Origin of the sequence: Streptomyces sp. NBC_01723, from assembly GCF_036246005.1 — a bacterium.
Taxonomy (GTDB): Bacteria; Actinomycetota; Actinomycetes; order Streptomycetales; family Streptomycetaceae; genus Streptomyces.
The window spans coordinates 8,531,864-8,550,249 of record NZ_CP109171.1 but is presented as its reverse complement, the minus strand read 5'-3'; the positions used below and the strand labels follow the sequence as shown (position 1 = coordinate 8,550,249).

General features: G+C 72.7%; 13 protein-coding genes. All 13 read left to right on the top strand.

Annotated features, from left to right (window positions below; all coding sequences use genetic code 11):
- Positions 1-72 precede the first annotated feature (72 nt).
- From OIE75_RS39710 to OIE75_RS39650, 13 genes are read left to right on the top strand one after another with little or no spacing between them, the layout of a single operon-like run.
- Positions 73-1,392, top strand: coding sequence for a nucleotide sugar dehydrogenase (locus OIE75_RS39710; protein ID WP_329473839.1), 1,320 nt, complete (start codon positions 73-75; stop codon positions 1,390-1,392).
- The gene (locus OIE75_RS39705; protein ID WP_329473838.1) at positions 1,382-2,668 is read left to right on the top strand and encodes a glycosyltransferase family 4 protein; all 1,287 of its coding nucleotides are present in this window, start codon (positions 1,382-1,384) and stop codon (positions 2,666-2,668) included. The genes OIE75_RS39710 and OIE75_RS39705 overlap by 11 nt, the downstream gene beginning before the upstream one ends.
- Positions 2,658-4,025: a Wzz/FepE/Etk N-terminal domain-containing protein gene (locus tag OIE75_RS39700; RefSeq protein ID WP_329473837.1), complete on the top strand. Its 1,368-nt coding sequence runs from the start codon at positions 2,658-2,660 to the stop codon at positions 4,023-4,025. The genes OIE75_RS39705 and OIE75_RS39700 overlap by 11 nt, the downstream gene beginning before the upstream one ends.
- Positions 4,022-5,557, top strand: a complete 1,536-nt coding sequence (locus OIE75_RS39695) for a Wzz/FepE/Etk N-terminal domain-containing protein (RefSeq protein ID WP_329473836.1) — start codon at positions 4,022-4,024, stop codon at positions 5,555-5,557. Before OIE75_RS39700 ends, OIE75_RS39695 begins: the two co-directional genes overlap by 4 nt.
- A 3-nt stretch (positions 5,558-5,560) precedes the next feature.
- Positions 5,561-7,495 carry an asparagine synthase (glutamine-hydrolyzing) gene (gene asnB, locus OIE75_RS39690; protein WP_329473835.1) on the top strand — a complete coding sequence of 645 codons (1,935 nt, stop codon included), beginning with the start codon at positions 5,561-5,563 and terminating at the stop codon, positions 7,493-7,495.
- A 16-nt stretch (positions 7,496-7,511) separates the two neighbouring features.
- Positions 7,512-9,698 carry a bi-domain-containing oxidoreductase gene (locus tag OIE75_RS39685; protein ID WP_329473834.1) on the top strand — a complete coding sequence of 729 codons (2,187 nt, stop codon included), beginning with the start codon at positions 7,512-7,514 and terminating at the stop codon, positions 9,696-9,698.
- A complete protein-coding gene (locus OIE75_RS39680; RefSeq protein ID WP_329473833.1) occupies positions 9,695-11,671 on the top strand; it encodes a heparinase II/III family protein in 1,977 nt (658 codons plus the stop codon). Before OIE75_RS39685 ends, OIE75_RS39680 begins: the two co-directional genes overlap by 4 nt.
- A gap of 8 nt (positions 11,672-11,679) precedes the next feature.
- Positions 11,680-13,200 carry a right-handed parallel beta-helix repeat-containing protein gene (locus tag OIE75_RS39675; RefSeq protein ID WP_329473832.1) on the top strand — a complete coding sequence of 507 codons (1,521 nt, stop codon included), beginning with the start codon at positions 11,680-11,682 and terminating at the stop codon, positions 13,198-13,200.
- Position 13,201: 1 nt separating this feature from the next.
- Positions 13,202-14,443 carry an O-antigen ligase domain-containing protein gene (locus OIE75_RS39670; RefSeq protein WP_329473831.1) on the top strand — a complete coding sequence of 414 codons (1,242 nt, stop codon included), beginning with the start codon at positions 13,202-13,204 and terminating at the stop codon, positions 14,441-14,443.
- A gap of 1 nt (position 14,444) precedes the next feature.
- Complete coding sequence (locus OIE75_RS39665) at positions 14,445-15,719, top strand: glycosyltransferase (protein ID WP_307017285.1); 1,275 nt, start codon at positions 14,445-14,447, stop codon at positions 15,717-15,719.
- A complete protein-coding gene (locus tag OIE75_RS39660) occupies positions 15,716-16,951 on the top strand; it encodes a class I SAM-dependent methyltransferase (RefSeq protein ID WP_307017283.1) in 1,236 nt (411 codons plus the stop codon). Before OIE75_RS39665 ends, OIE75_RS39660 begins: the two co-directional genes overlap by 4 nt.
- The gene (locus OIE75_RS39655; RefSeq protein ID WP_234957723.1) at positions 16,948-17,742 is read left to right on the top strand and encodes a sugar phosphate nucleotidyltransferase; all 795 of its coding nucleotides are present in this window, start codon (positions 16,948-16,950) and stop codon (positions 17,740-17,742) included. The genes OIE75_RS39660 and OIE75_RS39655 overlap by 4 nt, the downstream gene beginning before the upstream one ends.
- A complete protein-coding gene (locus OIE75_RS39650; RefSeq protein ID WP_307017280.1) occupies positions 17,739-18,386 on the top strand; it encodes a PIG-L deacetylase family protein in 648 nt (215 codons plus the stop codon). Before OIE75_RS39655 ends, OIE75_RS39650 begins: the two co-directional genes overlap by 4 nt.

Sequence of the window (18,386 nt, the reverse complement as noted above, 5' to 3'; positions counted from 1 at the left end):
GCGCCGGAGCCGTGGTCCGGCCGGCGCACGGACCGCAGGCCCGGTGGGCCTGCCTGGGGGGAGGAACGCGTCATGAGAGTCAGCGTTTTCGGGCTCGGCTACGTGGGCTGTGTGTCGGCCGCGTGCCTGGCCGGCATCGGCCACGAGGTCATCGGGGTGGACGTGAACCAGGTGAAGGTCGACCTGGTCAACGACGGCAAGGCCCCGGTGGTCGAGGAGCGGATCGGCGAGCTGATCGCCGAGGTCACGCGGAGCGGCGCGTTACGCGCCACCGTCGACGTCCGCGAGGCGGTCATGAACAGCGAGGTGTCGCTGGTCTGCGTGGGCACCCCGTCGGAGCCCAACGGCAGTCTGTGCACCACGTACTTGGAGCGGGTCACCGAGCAGATCGGCGCCGCGCTGGCCGAAAGGGGTGGGCGGCACACCGTCGTGTTCCGCAGCACCATGCTCCCCGGCACCTGCCTCAACCTGCTGGTGCCGATCCTGGAGAAGGCCGTCGGCGGCACGGCCGGCGTGGACATCGGGGTCGCGGTCAACCCGGAGTTCCTGCGCGAGGGCACGAGCGTGCGGGACTTCTTCGACCCGCCGAAGACCGTCATCGGCGAGCTGGATCCCGCCAGCGGCGAGGCGGTGATGGAGCTGTACTACGGCCTGCCCGGCGAGGTGTTCCGGGTGCCGATCCCGACGGCGGAGGCGATCAAGTACGCCGACAACGCCTTCCACGGCCTCAAGATCGGCTTCGCGAACGAGCTGGGCGCGGTGTGCCAGGCGCTGGGCGTGGACTCGCACCAGGTGATGGACGTGTTCCTGGCCGACCGCAAGCTGAACATCAGCCCCGCCTATCTGCGGCCCGGCTTCGCCTTCGGTGGCTCCTGCCTGCCCAAGGACCTGCGCAGCCTGGTCCACGCGGCGCAGCGGGCCGATGTGTCGGTGCCCATCCTCTCCCACGTGCTGCCCTCCAACTCCGACCATCTGCAGCGCGCGGTGGAGCTGGTCGAGCGCACCGGCAAACGCCGGGCGGGGCTGCTCGGGCTGTCCTTCAAGCCCGGCACCGACGACCTCCGCGAGAGCCCGCTGGTCGAGCTGGCGGAGCGGCTCTTCGGCAAGGGGTACGACCTGCGGATCTACGACGCCAACGTGAGCCTGTCCCGGCTGCTCGGCGCGAACCGCGAGTACATCGAGACGCGGCTGCCGCACCTCGCGCAGCTCCTGGCGGACTCCGTCGAGGAGGTGCTCGACCACGCCGAAGTGTGCGTGGTCGGGACCAGGGACCCGGCCGTGCTGTCGGCACTGCCCCGCGGTGCCGGCGGCCCGGTGATCGTCGATCTCGTCCACCTTCCCGACGCCGAGGCGCGCCGGGCCGAACCGGGGTACGTGGGCCTTGCTTGGTGACACGGCGTCGAACGACGCGAAGAACGGTGCCCGGCCGGAACGGCGCGCGCTGATCCTGGTGGAGAACCTGTCGGTCCCGTTCGACCGGCGGGTGTGGCAGGAGTGCACGACGCTGCGCGACGCGGGCTGGACGGTGCACGTCATCTGCCCCCGGGGAACGAAGCGGGACACGGAGCCGGAGGCGGAGATCGACGGGGTGCGGATCCACCGCTACCCGTTGCGTGCGGCCACCGGAGGACCGGCCGGCTATCTGCGGGAGTACGGGGCGGCGTTGTGGCACACGGTCCGGCTGGCCCGGAAGGTCGGCCCGGTCCACGTGGTCCACGCCTGCAACCCGCCCGACCTGCTGTTCCTGCCCGCGTTGTGGATGAAGCGGCGCGGCGCGCGGTTCGTCTTCGACCAGCACGACCTGGTTCCCGAGCTGTACCTGTCCCGGTTCGGCCGAGGCGAGGACCTGCTCTACCGCGGTGTGCGCGCGCTGGAGCGGCTCACCTACCGGGCCGCGGACGTCGTGATCGCCACGAACGAGAGCTACCGGGACGTCGCGGTGCGCCGTGGCGGCCGGCGCCCGGCGGACGTCTTCGTGGTCCGCAGCGCTCCCGACGTCGACCGGTTCCACCCGGTGCCGCCCGAGCCGGAGTTGAAGCGCGGCAAGCCCCATCTGCTGTGCTACCTCGGCGTCATGGGCCCGCAGGACGGCGTCGACTACGCCTTGCGGGCCCTCGCGAGGCTGCGCGACGACCTCGGGCGGACCGACTGGCACGCGGTCTTCGTCGGTGCCGGTGACACCTTCGAGGAGATGGTGGAGCTGTCCCGGCGGCTCGGGCTCGCGGAGCAGGTGCAGTTCACCGGGCGCATTCCGGACGCCGACCTGGTGCGCTACCTGTCCACCGCGGACGTCTGCCTCTCCCCCGACCCGCGCAACCCGCTCAACGACGTGTCGACCATGAACAAGGTCCTGGAGTACATGGTGATGGGCCGGCCGATCGTCTCGTTCGACCTCCGGGAGGCGAGGGTCTCCGCGGGCGACGCGGCCGTCTACGCGCCCGCCAACGACGAGGCCGAGTTCGCCGGGCTCATCGCGCTGCTCCTCGACGACCCGGAGCGGCGGGAGCGGATGGGCAAGCTCGGTCAGGAGCGGATCGGTGGGCAGCTCTCCTGGCGGAACTCCCAGCGGTCGCTGCTCGCCGCCTACGCCGCCGCCTGCGACGGCCGCACTCCGGTGCCGTCGGCCGGCACGTCAGTACAGGGCGGGAGCCGCACCGTTGAGCGATGACACCATACGTCTGGTCACGATCGGGCGGATGCTGCGCAGGCGTCGGCGGCTCTTCGCCGTCCTCGCCGTGTTGGGCGCACTCGTCGGCTACGGCGCCTCCTTGCTGTTCCCGCCGAGATACACGACGTCGGCATCCGTCCTCCTGCCCGGGCAGTGGGAGCAGCGCGAGCTGCTGACCCAGGCGGAGATCGCGACCAGTTCGGAGGTGGTCGACCGCGCGGCCGCCGCGCTGCACTGGAGCGGCGTTGACGGCATCGACCTGCGGGAGCAGGTGGGCGCCAAGGCCACCGACGGGAACATCATCAAGATCTCGGGTACGGCCGACAGCCCTGGGCGCGCGCAGCGGCTCTCCGACGAGGTGGCCCAGCAGTTCGTCTCCTTCGCCGCGCGGATCGCGGGCGACAACACCGGTTCCGACGCGGCCACGGAGTCCGAGGCGCTGCGGCAGCAGGTGGTGCGGACCAACCGCCGCATCACCGATCTGGCCGACTCGGCCGACCCCGGACGGACCGTGGAGAGCGTGCAGGCCCGCACCGAACTGGCGAAGCTGCGTACCACCCTGGCGGACGCCATGAACAAGCTGGAGCAGGCCGACGGCGCGACGGGCAAGGCCAACCTGGTCGTCATGGGGCCGGCGGCCCGGCCGACCGGCGAGGCCCCGCCGACGCGGGTGCACCTCGTCGTGGGCGGGGCGCTGCTGTTTCTCCTGCTCGCGGTCATCGGCCATCTCGTCACCGCACGGATGAATCGCCGGCCGCGCACCGGCCAGGAGATCGCCGGGGCGCTCGGCTCGGCGCTGCTGGGTACCGTCGACGTACCCGGTGAGCGGTCGGCGTCCCGACCGGAAGGCCGTGGCCGAGGGTCCCGGATCGGCGGCCTGCTGGGCATCGACACGCCGTGGGACACGCCGCCCCCGCGGGCGTCCGGCGACGAGGAGGGCAGGCGGATCCGCTACCGGCGGGTGTGCGCTCGCCTCCGGGACCGGCTGCCGGCCCCTCGGCGGCTGCTGGTGGTCGTACCGGACGGCGACGAGACCGCCCGTCGGGCCGCCCGGCAACTGGTCGCGGAGGCCGGGAGCGATGCGCTGCTGCGGGTGGCGGAAATCTCGGTGGAGCGGCCGATGGTGCCTGATCGCGACGCCGAGTCCGGTGCCCTGGTCGTGCTCGGCGCGGGCAGTCGGACCGCCGGCGAGCTGGCCGGCATCGCCGAAGCCTGTGCGGACGCCGGGCATGAGGTCGTCGGTGTCGTCGTCGCCACCACCGTCCTGGCCCCCCGGGCCCGGGCGGCCGCGCGCCCTCCGCGTCACACGGCGTCGGCGGTCGCGGTCGGCGACGACGCGAGGGGAGGTTCGGCATGACGACGGACAGGACCGCGGACTCTCCCGCCGCCGCTCCGCTGCTGGACCTGCAGCCGCTGGTGGTGGCGGTGCGCAGGCGCCGCCGCCTCTGGTGCTCCCTGGCGATGCTCGGGCTGGTGGCCGGCGGGGCGTTCGCCGTCCTGCTGCCGCCGCCACCGACCGCGGTGACGAAGGTGCTGGTCGCCCACAAGGAGGACCAGCCGAACGACACCGGAACGCTGATCCGCACCGACGTCGAGCTGCTGAGGACGACGCGGATCGCCGAGGCGGCCCTGCGGGCCCTCAAGTCCCCGGAGAAACCGGAGGACTTCATGGCGGACTACCGGGGTACCGGCCTCACCAACAACCTGCTCGAGATCACCGTGTCCGGCGACAGCGACGCTCAAGCCGTGGCCCGGGCCGAGGCGCTGGCCGACGCGTTCGTCGCGGACCACGTCCGTCGGATGCGCGCGACCGCGGACGCCGAGTCCAAAGCCCTGCTCGAGCAGCGCGAGCGCACGCGGGACGAACTCGCCGAGGTCAACAAGGCGATCGGGGACCGGTCACCGGAGAGCGACCCGAAGGCGTCGGCGAGCCTCGAATCGCTCTTCGCCCGCCGGGCCGAACTCAGTTCACGCGTCGCCGACTTCGACCAGCGGGCCGCGGAGGCGCGTACCGGCGCACCCGGGATCGTCTCCGGCACACAGATCGTGGACGCCCCCCGCGCGGTGCGCCACTCCCTGCCCAAGACCGCTGTCACCAACGCCGGGATCGGACTCGTCCTCGGGCTGGTCCTCGGGCTCGTGCTGGCGGCGGTCGGCTCCCTGGTGGCGGACCGCCCCGTGCTGCGCCGGGAGATCGCGGCGCATGTCGGGGCCTCGGTCGTCGCGGAGCTGCCCCGCCGCGGGTCGCCCAGGCTCTGGCGGCGCCGACGGATCCGGGCGGCGCGCTCACGGCTCACCACGTCCCTGGCCCGCACCGTGCGCGGCTCCGCGGAACCGGTGTCCCTGCTGGAACTGGGGTGTGCGCGCAGCGCGGGCGTGATCGCCCTCGACCTCGCGGCGGCACTGACGGCGCGGGACGGACAGGAGCCGGTGGTCGTCGTCGACGCCCTGCCCGGCCTCCCGCTCGCCCGGCGCCGCCCGAAGCCGGGAGACCCGGCCGTGATCGGCAGCGAAGGCACCGCCGCGGCCGGGCCGGAGCAGGAGCGCCGGCTCTGCGTCGGCTCGGTGGCGCCGGGCACGGCGTGGACCGATCTGCCGCACCTCGGCAGCCGTACCGTGCTCGTCGTCCGTGCCGGGCACGGCAGTGCCGCCTGGCTGCACACCGTGGCACGGCAGCTCGCCGACCAGCGCGTCACGGTGATCGGTGTGGTGCTGATCGACCCCGATCCACGGGACCGGACCGACGGCACGCTGTGGGACGGGCAGGCCCACGCGCTGCGCGGCCGCAGCGAGCGGCCAACCGTGCGGAACGGGACCGAACGACCGCGGACGGAGCGGCTGCCGATGCGGGCGGCGCGGGTCCCGGACAGCGACCAGGAGGGGCGATAGGACATGTGTGGCATCGCAGGCGCATACCGATGGCCGGACGGGAAGGCCGTGGCCGACCGGCTGACCGACGTCCTCGCCCACCGCGGCCCGGACGGGGCGGGCCGCTACAGCCACCCCGTCGGTGAGGGCGAAGTGCACCTCGGGCACCGCCGGCTGGCCATCATCGACCTGACCGAGACGGGCGCCCAGCCGATGGTCTCGGGGGGCCTCGTCCTGACGTACAACGGCGAGCTGTACAACGCGCCGGAGCTGCGCACCGAGCTGGCGGCCGCCGGGGTGCGCTTTCGCGGTACGTCCGACACCGAGGTGCTGCTGGAGGCGTGGCGGCGCTGGGGCACCGACTGCCTGCCCAGGCTGCGCGGCATGTTCGCGTTCGGGATCTTCGACGAGCGGACCGGTGACCTGGTCCTCGCCCGCGACCAGCTCGGCGTCAAGCCGCTGTTCCTGCTCCGGCGCGGCGAGGGCCTGGTGTTCGCCTCCGAGCTGAAGGCGCTCGCCGCCGTGACCGGCGGGTCGCTGGAGGTGGACCACGGGGCGCTGGTCGCCTCGCTGCTGTACTACTGGGTGCCGGACTCGCGCTGCGCGTTGCGCGGGGCGGAGAAGCTGCCGCCGGGGAGCTGGCTGCGGTGCCGGCCCGACGGCCGGGTGGAGCGCGGCCGGTACTGGAACCTGAAGGACGTTGCAGCCGAGGGCCGGGAGCGGGCGCTGAGCGGCGAACGGCCGGACGTCGCGGCCGTCGTCGAGGAGTCGACCCGGCGGCACCTGCTCTCCGACGTGCCCGTGGCGACGTTCCTCTCCGGCGGGCTGGACTCCAGCTACCTGACCGCGCTGGCCGCCCGCGACCGGCCCGGGATCTCCGCGTACACGATCGGATTCCGCGCCGAGGACGCCAGGTTCGAGGCGATGCCCGACGACCTGCGTCACGCCCGGCGGGTGGCCGAGCAGTTCGGCGTCGACCTGCACGAGATCGAGATCGCACCCGACGTGCTCGACCTGCTGCCCCGGATGACGTACCACCTGGACGAGCCGATCGGCGACCCCGCGGCGATCAACACGTTCCTGATCTGCGAGGCCGCCCGGGAGGCCGGGGTCAAGGTGATGCTCTCGGGAATGGGCGCCGACGAGCTGTTCGCCGGGTACCGCAAGCACCTGGCCAACCTGCTCGCGCTGCGCTACCAGCGCGTCCCGCGTCCCCTGCGGCGCGGCGTGTCCGCGGCCGTGGACCGGCTGCCGGTCGCCACGGCCCGTCGCGGGTACCGGTCGGTGCGCTTCGCGAAGCGGTTCCTCTCCTTCGCCGAACTGCCCGAGGAGACCGCGTTCCGGCGCAGCTACACCATGTACGACCGGGACGAGCTGCTCGCCCTGGTCGATCCCGACCTGGCCGGGACGGTGGAGGACGTGCTGACCGAGCACGCCGACGTGTACCAGGACAACGACCTCGACGACTTCGTCAACCGGATGTGCCTGGGTGACGCCCGGATGTTCCTGCCGGGTCTGAACCTCGCGTACACGGACCGGTCGAGCATGGCCGCGTCGACCGAGGTGCGGGTGCCGTACGTGGACGTCGAGGTGGTCAAGGCGGCCTTCGCCGTGCCCGGTGACCGCAAGATCGCCGGACGCCAGGGCAAGGCGGTCCTCAAGGAGGCGGCCGTCTCCGTCCTGCCCCGGGAGATCGTGTACCGGCCCAAGGGCCTGTTCAGCGCTCCGCTGCGGGCCTGGATGAGCCGGGATCTGGCACCGCTGGTCCGTGAGGTGGTGCACGACGGCGAGCTGGTACGAGCCGGGTTGCTGCGCCGCGACGCGCTGGCCCGGCTGGTCGCCGAGGACGCCGCCGGGCACCGGGACTACTCCAAGCATCTGTGGCACGTGCTGACCCTCGAGTACTGGTATCGCGGCGTGCTCTCCGGGGCCGGCCAGAACTCTCCCTCGACGGCGTAGAGACAAGAGGACTTCGGTGAAACAGGTTGTGCAGAACTACAAGAGCGGCGAGCTGACGCTGCTCGACGTCCCGGTGCCGGGGTGCAAGCCGGGCGGTGTGCTGGTGCGGAGCGCCTACTCGCTGATCTCCACCGGGACCGAGCTGATGAAGGTGTCCGAGGCCGGCATGTCGATGGTCGGCAAGGCCCGCTCCCGGCCGGACCAGGTCGCCAAGGTGGTGCAGAGCGTGGCCACCAACGGAGTGCCCGCCACCTACCGCAAGGTGATGGGCAAGCTGGACTCCTACACGCCGCTCGGCTACTCGCTGTGCGGGGTGGTCGAGCAGGTCGGCGCCGGGATCGACGACGTGTCCGTGGGTGACGTGGTGGCGTGCGCGGGCAACGAGCACGCGCTGCACGCCGAGGTGAACTGGGTCCCGAAGAACCTCTACTCCCGGGTGCCGGACGGCCTCGAGCCGCGGCACGCCGCCTTCGGCACCGTCGGGTCGATCGCGTTGCAGGGCGTACGCCGCGGGGAGCCGCAGCTCGGCGAGGTGGCGCTGGTCATCGGCCTCGGGCTGATCGGTCAGCTGGTGGTGCAGTTGCTGGCCGCTTCGGGGGTGCGCGTGGTCGGGGCCGACCCCGACCCGGTGCGCTGCGATCTCGCCGAGCGCCTGGGCGCGGCGGCCTGCGGCGATCCCTCCTCACCGGCCGTGGAGAACGCCGTCGCCGAACTCACCGGCGGTCACGGTGTGGACCAGGTGTACCTGGCCGCGGGCGGCGGCAGCAACGAGCCCGTCGAGCTGGCCGCCCGGCTGAGCCGGGACCGCGGCCGGGTCGTCGACATCGGCAAGTGCAGCCTGGACCTGCCCTGGAACGCGTACTACGAGAAGGAGCTCGACGTCCGGTTCTCCCGCTCGTACGGTCCCGGCCGCTACGACCCGGAGTACGAACTGGAGGGGCGCGACTACCCGATCGGCTATGTGCGCTGGACCGAGCGTCGCAACCTGGCGTGCTTCCTCGATCTCGTCGCCCGCGGTCGCGTCGACGTGGAGCCCCTGGTCTCCCACACGGCCGACTTCGACGACGCCGTCGAGACGTACCAGCGCCTGAAGGACGGCGGTCTCAAGGCCGTGGCCGTGCTGTTCCGGTACCCCGGACACACGGAGGAGACGGTGGCCCCGGAGATGACCGTGCCCGCGGTGCGCCGCGCCGGCGGGGCCACCGCACCGGCCCGGTCCGGCAAGGCGTCGGTGCGGCTGGCGTTCGTCGGCGCCGGGAACTACGCGACGTCGATGCTGCTGCCGCACCTGGCACAGCGCGAGGGCGTCGAGTTGTCCACGGTCGTCACCACGACGGCGCTGTCCGCGGCCAACGCGCAGCGCAAGTTCGGCTTCGCCGAGGCGACCACGGAACTCGACGCGGTGCTCGACGACCCGTCCATCGACGCGGTGTTCGTGGTCACCCGGCACAGCTCGCACGCCGAGCTGACCCGAAGGGCGCTGCTGGCCGGCAAGGCGGTGTTCGTGGAGAAGCCGTTGGCGCTGACCGAGGACGAGCTGGCCGGCGTGCTCGCGGCGGTCGAGGAGTCGGGCAACGACCGGCTGCAGGTGGGCTTCAACCGCCGGTTCGCGCCGCTGCTGCAGGAGGCCCGGGAGCGGTTCGGCGCGCGGACCGGGCCGGCGAGCCTGCGCTACCTGGTCAACGCGGGCCGGCTGGAGCACGGCAGCTGGTACCTCCAACAAGGCACCCAGGGCTCCCGGTTCGCCGGTGAGGGCGGGCACTTCATCGACACGGCGAGCCGGCTGCTCGACGCCGACCCGGTCTCGGTGTACGCGATGGCGACGCCCGGAAACGAGGACCTCCAGGTGGTGCTGGGCTACCCGGGCGGCTCGACCGCCACCATCAGCTACCTCACCACCGGCCCGTCCGGCTTCCCCAAGGAGACGCTGGACCTGGTCGCCGACGGCCGGGCGCTGCGGCTCGACGACTTCGTCCGTGCCTCCGTCTACGACGGCGGCCGGAAGCGGTGGGTGAGTTCCCGGTTGCCGAAGGCGCGGGACAAGGGCCAGAACGCCGAACTGGCCGCGTTCATCAGGGCCGTGCGGACCGGCCGGCCGATGCCGGTGCCGCTGGAGTCGCTGGTGGCCACCACCACGGCCACCCTCGCCGTAGGGACCAGTCTGGCCGGCGGCGCGCCGGTCACGTTGGCGGCGGCGCGATGACTGCGAACGCGGGGAGTCCGGGCTGGTACCTGCGGCGGCTGTCCCGGATGGGGCCGCGGGAGGTAGGCGGCCGGGCGGGCGACGCCCTGCGCAGGCGGCGCTGGCGGTCGGCGCCACCGAACTGCCCCACCGTGACCGGCGCCCGGTTCACCGCGGTGCTGCCCGCGGGGACGGTCGCCGCGGTGGAGCCGGACGCCGCGAAACGTCTCGTCGCCGAGGCCGACCGGCTGATGGCCGGGCACGTCGAGTACTTCGGGGTGGTCCGCGACGACCTGGCCGACCCGGACTGGTGGTACGACCCGAAGACCGGGCGCCGGGCTCCTTGGGGCTATGCCTTCGGGGTGCCGTACCGGGACGAGGAGGTGGTCGGTGACATCAAGCAGATCTGGGAGCTGTCCCGGCACCAGTACCTCACCGTGCTCGCCGCCGCCTACGCGATCACCGGCGACGAGCGGTACGCGGAGCGAGTGAGCGACCATCTGCGGTCGTGGTGGGCGGCGAACGCGCCGCTGCACGGGGTGCACTGGACCAGCGGTATCGAGCTGGGGATCCGGCTGCTGTCGTGGGTGTGGGTCCGCCGGCTGCTCGACGGCTGGCCGGGCGCGGCGGAGTTGTTCGAGGACAACCCGGTGGCGCTGAACCAGATCTGGCACCACCAGCGCTGGCTGGCCGCCTTCCCCAGCCGGGGGTCTTCGGCCAACAACCACGTGATCGCCGAGGCCGCCGGACAGTTCGCGGCGTCCTGCGCCTTCGGGTGGTTCCCCTCCTCGGCGCGGCTGCGGGCCGACGCGCTGCGGTCCCTCGAGCGGCACCTGCGGGGCAACACCTTCCGGTCCGGCCTCAACCGCGAGCTGGCCACGGAGTACCACGGGCTCGTGCTGGAACTCGGCCTGGCGGCACTGGCGGAGGCGGACCTCGCCGACGTGCCGGTGCCGCCGACGGTCCGGCTGGTGCTGCTGCGGATGACCGACGTGCTCGCGGCGATCGTCGACGACCGGTTGCGGCCGCCGCGGCAAGGGGACGCCGACGACGGCCACGGTCTGGTCGTGGACGGCGCGGGCACCGACCGCTGGGGCTCGCTGCTGGCCACCGGGGACGCGGTGTTCGGGCGGCGCGCCTGGTGGCCGGAGGTGGCCGTTACCGACGTTCGCACGCCGATGCTGGCCGCGCTCATCCGGCCGTACCCGACGGACGGAGCCGTGTCCCCGGTGGCCCGCCCGGCGAGGCGCCCGGCCCACTTCGCCGACGCGGGGCTCACCGTCCTGCGCGGACCGGCCGGGATCTGGTGCCGCTGCGACGGGGGTCCGCACGGCTTCCTGTCCATCGCCGCGCACGCGCACGCGGACGCGCTGTCCGTGGAGGTCCGGCAGGACGGCGTCGACGTGCTCGCCGACCCCGGGACGTTCTGCTACCACGGGCAACCCGTGTGGCGGCGGTACTTCCGGTCGACGCTCGGTCACAACACCCTGCAGCTGGACGACGCCGACCAGTCCGTCTCCGGCGGCCCGTTCCTGTGGACCCGGCACGCCCGCAGCCGGGTGCTGGTCGCGGACCCGTCCGGGGCCCTGGACGGGGGGACGGCCCGCTGGTGCGCCGAGCACGACGGATACCAGCGCTCCGTGCACCGCCGCCGCGTGGAGCTGACGGCCCCGAGCCGGGAGCTGAAGGTGGTCGACGAGGTGCGCGGCCCGCGCCGGTCCGTGCGGCTGGCCTTCCACCTCGGTCCGGCGATCGCCGCCGACCTGACGGGGAGCCGGGCCTCCCTCAGCTGGACCCGGGACGGCGCGGAGCGCTCCGCCGTGCTCGACCTGCCCGGGGAGCTGAGCTGGCGCGCGCATCGCGGCGAGACCGATCCGCCGCTGGGCTGGTACTCCCCCGGTTTCGGGCGCAAGGAACCCGCCACGACGCTCGTCGGCACCGGCTTCTCCGACGGGGCCGAGGGGTTCACCACCGTACTCAGGTTCCACGGCTAGGGGGCCGCGTGGGGATCAAGTGGCGGCGCTGGGCGTTGCCTGCCGCACCGCTGGCGCTGACCCTGCTGGCGGTGACCGGCTGTGAGAGCACGCAGGCCGCGCGGCCGAAGCCGACCGCCGCACCGACCGCGTCGGTGGCCCGCGTGTGCGCCGAGCCGGCCGCCGGACCCGCGAAGGCGCCCGCGGGCGCGGTGACGGTGGACCCCGCGGTCGCCGGCGATCTGGCCGCGAAGACCAGGAAGAGTCCGCCGAACACCACGTTCTGGCTGAGTCCGGGCACCCACCGGCTCCAGCCGGACCGTTACGCGCAGGTCGTCCCCAAGGAGGGGAACCGCTATCTCGGTGCCCCGGGCGCGGTGCTCGACGGCCGGAGGACCAACCAGTACGCGTTCGGCGGCACCGCCCGCGACGTGACCATCCGCCACCTGACCGTGCAGGGGTTCGTCGCGCCGCACGACGAGGGCGTGGTCAACCACGACTCCGCCGACGGGTGGGTGATCGAGCACGCGACGATCCAGCACAACTCCGGTGCCGGGCTGATGGCCGGTGCCCGCCAGCGGGTCCGCGCCAGCTGTCTGCGCGACAACGGCCAGTACGGCATGAACGCGTACAAGGGCGGCGGCGGCATCACCGGCCTGGTGGTCGAGGGCAACGAGATCGTGGGCAACAACAGGGACGACTGGGAGCGTCGGCGGCCGGGCTGCGGCTGCACCGGAGGCGTCAAGTTCTGGGCCGTCGACGGCGCCGACGTCCGCGGCAACTGGGTGCACGACAACCGCGGAGCCGGACTGTGGGCGGACACCAACAACAACGACTTCCGCATCGAGGGCAACGTGCTGGAGGCCAACGACGGAGCCGCGCTGATCTACGAGACCAGCTACAACGCCGTAGTCCGCAAGAACACGATCCGGCGCAACAACTGGGTCGAGGGCCGCAGGTACGCCGACCGCGGCGACAGCTTCCCGCTCGCGACCGTCTACGTGTCCGAGTCCGGCGGCGAACCGCGGATCCGGGCCCGCACGGACAGGATCGAGATCTACGGCAACACGCTGGAGAACAACTGGTCCGGGATCACGCTGTGGGAGAACGCCGACCGGTTCTGCAACAGCCCGGCCAACACCTCCTCCGGTGAGTGCACGCTCCTGGTGAAGGACACCGACCGGTGCGCACAGCCGGCGATCGCCACCGCACCGCTGTACGCCGACTGCCGGTGGAAGACCCAGCGGGTGGACATCCACGACAACCGCTTCGTGCTGGACAAGTCCGTCGTCGACTGCACGGCGCTCTGCGACCGGATGGCGGTACTGGCCAACTACGGCACCTACCCGGACTGGTCGCCGTACCAGGGCGAGCGGGTGGCGGAGGCGATCACCGGCGAGCAGCACAACCGCTGGTACGACAACGTCTACCTCGGCGCGTGGACGTTCGTCGCCCACGACCCGAGCCGTACCCTCGACGCCGGACAGTGGCAGGGCATGCCGTACCGGCAGGACGAGGGCAGTACCTTCCGTGCTCGGGACGGTGGTTGAGATGGCCACCGAGCACACCACGCCGAGGACCGTGGCGACGGTCTGGGGGCTGCTGGTCCTCAACACGCTGGGTTCCACCGGGGCGGTGACCATCGTGCCGCTCCCGCGCTCCCTCATCCAGATGGTCACCATGGGCGCGCTGGTCGCCGCGTTCGCGCTGGCGCTCGTGGTCAACCTCCGGCTGCGGGTCCGGGCGAGCTCCTTCCTCCTCCTGCTCACCCTGCTGCTGGTGCCGAGCGTGATCTCCAGCCTGAGCCTGGAGTCCGGGTTCGGCGCGTTGTTCCGCTGCGCCCGGCTGGCGCTCTTCCTCGCCACCTTGTGGCTGCTCAGCCGCTGGTGGGACGGCGGCACGACGTTCGTCCGGCACCACGTCCGGATGTATGTGGCGGTCCTCGGGACGGTGGCCGCCGGCGCGGTCGTCTCACCGGGTACGGCCCTGCCCGACCTGTACGGCGGGCGGCTGGTCGGCGCTCTGTGGCCGCTCACCCCGCCGCAGATCGGACAGTACGCCGCGGTGGTCATCGGCCTGACCGTGCTGCTCGTGCTCGGCCACCGGACCGACCGGACCAGTGCGGCGGTGATCGTCGTGCCGGCACTCGTCCTGCTCATGCTGACCCATACCCGGACCGCCACGCTCGGTCTGCTCGTCGGGCTGGCCCTGGCGATCGGCTCGCTCGTCCTGACCAGCGCCGCCGCCCGGCGGTTCTTCATCCGGGCGGTGGGGTGCGCCGCGCTGGCGGCGGTGGTGTTCGGCTCCGCGCTGCACGCGTGGTTCCTGCGCGGCCAGAGCGAGGAGAACTTCACCAGCCTCACGGGGCGGGCCAAGGTCTGGGACGCCCTGCTGGCGGCTCCCCGGACGACTTCGGAGTACCTGTTCGGGGCGGGCCTGGGCGACAAGTCGTTCGGCGGGCTGCCGATCGACAACAGCTGGCTGGCCGTCTACCACGAACAGGGCGTGACCGGTGTGGCACTCGTCGCGGGCATGGTCGTCGTCCTGGGCGCCGTCGCGTTGCTGCGGCCGCCCTCGCTGTCGAGGGCCTGCGCGATCTTCCTGATCAGCTACTGCGCGATCGCGTCGTACACCGAGGCAGGGCTGGGCGACGCCTCGCCGTATCTGCTGCACCTGGCCGTGGCCGCGTCGCTGCTGGCGACTCCCGCCTCGGCGGCCACTCCCCTCCCGGCGCCGGGAGCCCCCGACCGACACGTCCCGCGATGGGCCCGCAGCACACCGGAGGTGACCTGAGATGCACGTCCTCGTGGCGCACAACCGCTACGCCTCGGCGCAGCCGAGCGGGGAGAACAAGGTCGTCGACCAGGAGGTGGCGCTGCTGCGCGGGGCCGGACACCGGGTCGAGTTGTTCGAGCGGCGCAGCGACGAGATCGCCGCCCGGTCGCTGCCGGGCAAGGTCGCGGTACCGCTCCTCGTGCCGTGGAATCCGGCGGTGCGGGCGGAGCTCACCGCGCGGCTCCGTGCCGAACGGCCGGACGTGGTGCACATCCACAACGTCTTCCCGCTCCTGTCGCCGGCGGTGCTGGCCGCCTGTGCCGACGCGGGTGTGCCCGCCGTCGCCACGCTGCACAACTACACCCAGGTGTGCCCGCCCGGCACCCTGCAGCGGGACGGCCGGCCGTGCACCGAGTGCGTCGGGTCCGGTCCGCTGCCCGCGGTCCGGCACGGCTGCTACCGGAACTCCCGGCTGGCGACGGTGCCGCTCGCGGTCAGCATGTCGGTCAACCGGCGGCGCTGGTGGTCCGGCGTGGAGCGGTTCTTCTGCATCTCCGCGGCGCAGCGCGACGTGCTGGTGGGAGCGGGCATGCCGGCCGAACGGCTGTCGGTGAAGCACAACTTCGTGCCCGACCCCGTCGCCCGACGGACGGGCCCCGGCGAGCACCTCCTCTTCCTCGGCCGCCTCGCGGAAGCCAAGGGCGTGCGGCTGCTCATGGCCGCGTGGGACGAGATCACCGCCGGTGGTGGTGTGGGCGTACCGCTCGTGATCGCCGGCGCGGGGCCGCTGGAGCGGGAGGTGGCCGCCTGGGCGGCGGGCCGGGACGACGTGCGGTACGTCGGGCTGTACGACCCGGCCCAGTGCCGGGAGGCCGTCGCGCGGTCGGTCGCCGTGGTCGCGCCGTCCACCTGGCTGGAGGCGTTCGGCCTGGTGGTCGTGGAGGCGATGGCCGCGGGGGTCCCGGCCGTCGCCGCAGGTCACGGCGCCTTCGTCGAACTCGTCGAGGACGGGGTGAGCGGGCTGCTGCACCGGCCGGGCGAGCCCGCCTCGCTCGCCTCGTGCCTGCGCCGGATCACGGCCGAGGCGTCCCGCAACCGGGAGATGGGACGGGCGGCCCGGCTCCGCTACGAGCAGGGCTTCAGCCCGGCCGTCGGGCTGGAACGCCTGATGGAGGGATACCGCACCGCGGTCGCGGGTCGGTCCGGCGGCGGGGACGGCCCGCCGACCGCAGGCAACACCAACACTGGCTCGCGGCGGGGCACCCGCGCGAGCGGGGATGGGGGCAGGAGATGACACGGTGCCGACTCTGCGGCTCGACGGCGATGGAGAGCGTCGTCGATCTGGGGGCGACGCCTCCGTGCGAGAGCTTTCTCGCCGCGGACCAGCTCGACCAACCGGAGCCCGCGTACCCGCTGCACCTGCGGGTCTGCACCGGCTGCTGGCTCGCGCAGATACCCCCGCTGATCACGCCTGAGGAGACGTTCACGCAGTACGCGTACTTCTCCTCCTACTCGACCTCCTGGGTGGAGCACGCGCGCACCTTCGTCGCCGACGCAGCGGAGCGGCTGGATCTTGGCCCCGCCGCCTTCGTGGTCGAGGTCGCCAGCAACGACGGGTACCTGCTGAGGCACGTGACGGACCGCGGGATCCGCTGCCTGGGCATCGAGCCCTCGGTGAACGTCGGCGCCGCGGCGCGGGAGGCGGGTGTACCCACGCTCACGGCGTTCCTGGACCCGGAGACCGGCACCGCCGTCCGCGCCGAGCACGGCCCGGCGGACCTGGTCGTGGCCAACAACGTGTACGCGCACATCCCCGACGTGGTCGGCTTCACCCAGGGGCTGCGCGCCCTGGTCGCCGACGACGGCTGGGTCTCGATCGAGGTGCAGCACCTGCTGACGCTGATCGAGGAGAACCAGTACGACACGATCTACCACGAGCACTTCCAGTACTACACGGTCGCGTCCGCGATCCGGGCGCTGGCGAGCGGCGGGCTCGCCCTCGTGGACGTCGAGCTGCTGCCCACGCACGGCGGTTCCATCCGGCTGTGGGCCCGGCCGGACGAGGTTGCGGGCGAGCCGACCCGGCGGGTGGCCGACGTGCTGGCCCGGGAGAAGGCCGCCGGGCTGCAGGAGCTGTCCGGGTACACCGAGTTCTCCGCCCGGGTGGCCAAGGTGCGCCGGGACCTGCTGCGCTTCCTCATCGAGGCGGCCGAGCGCGGCGAGACCGTGGTCGGCTACGGCGCGCCGGGCAAGGGCAACACCCTGCTCAACCACTGCGGCATCCGGCCCGACCTGCTGCCGTACACGGTCGACCGCAACCCCTACAAGCACGGCAGGTTCACCCCGGGCACCCGCATCCCGATCCTGCCGCCCGAGCAGATCCGCACCGACCGGCCGGACTACGTCCTCGTCCTCCCCTGGAACCTGCGGGACGAGCTGGTCGAGCAGTTGTCCTTCGTACACGACTGGGGCGGCCGGCTGGTCTTCCCCATCCCGGAACTGAGCATTGTCGAGGTCAAGCGATGAAGGTCGTCCTGTTCTGCGGCGGTTACGGCATGCGGATGCGCAGCGGCACCTCCGACGACGTGCCCAAGCCGATGGCGATGGTCGGCCCACGCCCGCTGATCTGGCACGTCATGCGGTACTACGCGCACTTCGGGCACACCGAGTTCATCCTGTGCCTCGGGTACGGCGCGCACCACATCAAGGACTTCTTCCTCAACTACGAGGAGACGACGTCCAACGACTTCGTCCTGCGCGGCGGGCGCACCGAGCTGCTGTCCACGGACATATCCGACTGGACGATCACGTTCGCGCAGACCGGCATCGAGTCGCCGATCGGGGAACGCCTGCGCCGGGTGCGCCACCACCTGGACGGTGACGAGATGTTCCTCGCCAACTACGCCGACGTGCTCACCGACGCCCCGCTGCCGGAGATGATCGACCGGTTCGCCGCGCGCGATGCCGGGGCGTCGATGATGGTCGTCCCGCCGCAGTCGTCGTTCCACTGCGTGGAGCTGGGCGAGGACGGCCTGGTGGGCGGCATCACCGCGGTCGGCGAACTGCCGCTGTGGGAGAACGGCGGCTACTTCGTGCTCCGTCAGGAAGTCTTCGACCACATCCCGGAGAACGGCGACCTGGTCGCCGACGGATGCGCCCAACTGGCCAAGCGGGGACGGCTGGTGGCGCATCAGCACCGCGGTTTCTGGAAGCCCACCGACACGGTGAAGGAGCGGGCCGCCCTCGACGCCGCCTACGCCCAGGGCGACCGTCCGTGGGCCGTGTGGGAGCGGGCCGGCGTCGGAGCGCGCGCGTGATCGGGTTCGGGGCGGGCCCCCTGGACCGGATCGTGGCGGTGGGCGCGCACTGCGACGACATCGCCATCGGTGCCGGCGGCACCCTGCTCACGCTGTGCCTCGCGCGGCCGGGTGTCCGCGTCGACGCGCTGGTGCTGTCCGGCGGTGGCGGTGAGCGGGAGCAGGAGGAACTGGCCGCGCTCGACGCCTTCTGCCCGGGCGCCGATCTGCGGCTGACCGTGCTCAAGCTGCCGGACGGCCGGATGCCCGCGCACTGGGAGGAGGCCAAGGCCGCGGTCGAGGAGCTGCGCGAGCGGACCGAACCGGATCTCGTGCTGGCGCCGCGTACCGACGACGCGCACCAGGACCACCGCGGCCTGGCGGAGCTGATGACCACGGCGTTCCGCGACCACCTCGTGCTCCGCTACGAGATCGCGAAGTGGGACGGCGATCTCGGGCGTCCGGTGGCCTACCAGCCGCTGACGCCGGAGATCGCGGAGCGGAAGGTGAGGCTGCTCCAGGAGCACTACCCCTCGCAGCGCCACCGGCCCTGGTACGACCGTGAGGCCTTCCTCGGTCTCGCCCGAATCCGCGGCATCGAATGCCACGCGCGCTACGCCGAGGCGTTCGCCGTCACCAAACTCACTCTCAACCTGGGGGGTTGA

Coding starts and splice junctions, on each gene's coding strand:
- OIE75_RS39710 (WP_329473839.1), top strand. CDS start 73: ATGAGAGTCAGCGTTTTCGGGCTCGGCTACGTGGGCTGTGTGTCGGCC.
- OIE75_RS39695 (WP_329473836.1), top strand. CDS start 4,022: ATGACGACGGACAGGACCGCGGACTCTCCCGCCGCCGCTCCGCTGCTG.
- asnB (WP_329473835.1), top strand. CDS start 5,561: ATGTGTGGCATCGCAGGCGCATACCGATGGCCGGACGGGAAGGCCGTG.
- OIE75_RS39680 (WP_329473833.1), top strand. CDS start 9,695: ATGACTGCGAACGCGGGGAGTCCGGGCTGGTACCTGCGGCGGCTGTCC.
- OIE75_RS39670 (WP_329473831.1), top strand. CDS start 13,202: ATGGCCACCGAGCACACCACGCCGAGGACCGTGGCGACGGTCTGGGGG.
- OIE75_RS39665 (WP_307017285.1), top strand. CDS start 14,445: ATGCACGTCCTCGTGGCGCACAACCGCTACGCCTCGGCGCAGCCGAGC.
- OIE75_RS39660 (WP_307017283.1), top strand. CDS start 15,716: ATGACACGGTGCCGACTCTGCGGCTCGACGGCGATGGAGAGCGTCGTC.
- OIE75_RS39655 (WP_234957723.1), top strand. CDS start 16,948: ATGAAGGTCGTCCTGTTCTGCGGCGGTTACGGCATGCGGATGCGCAGC.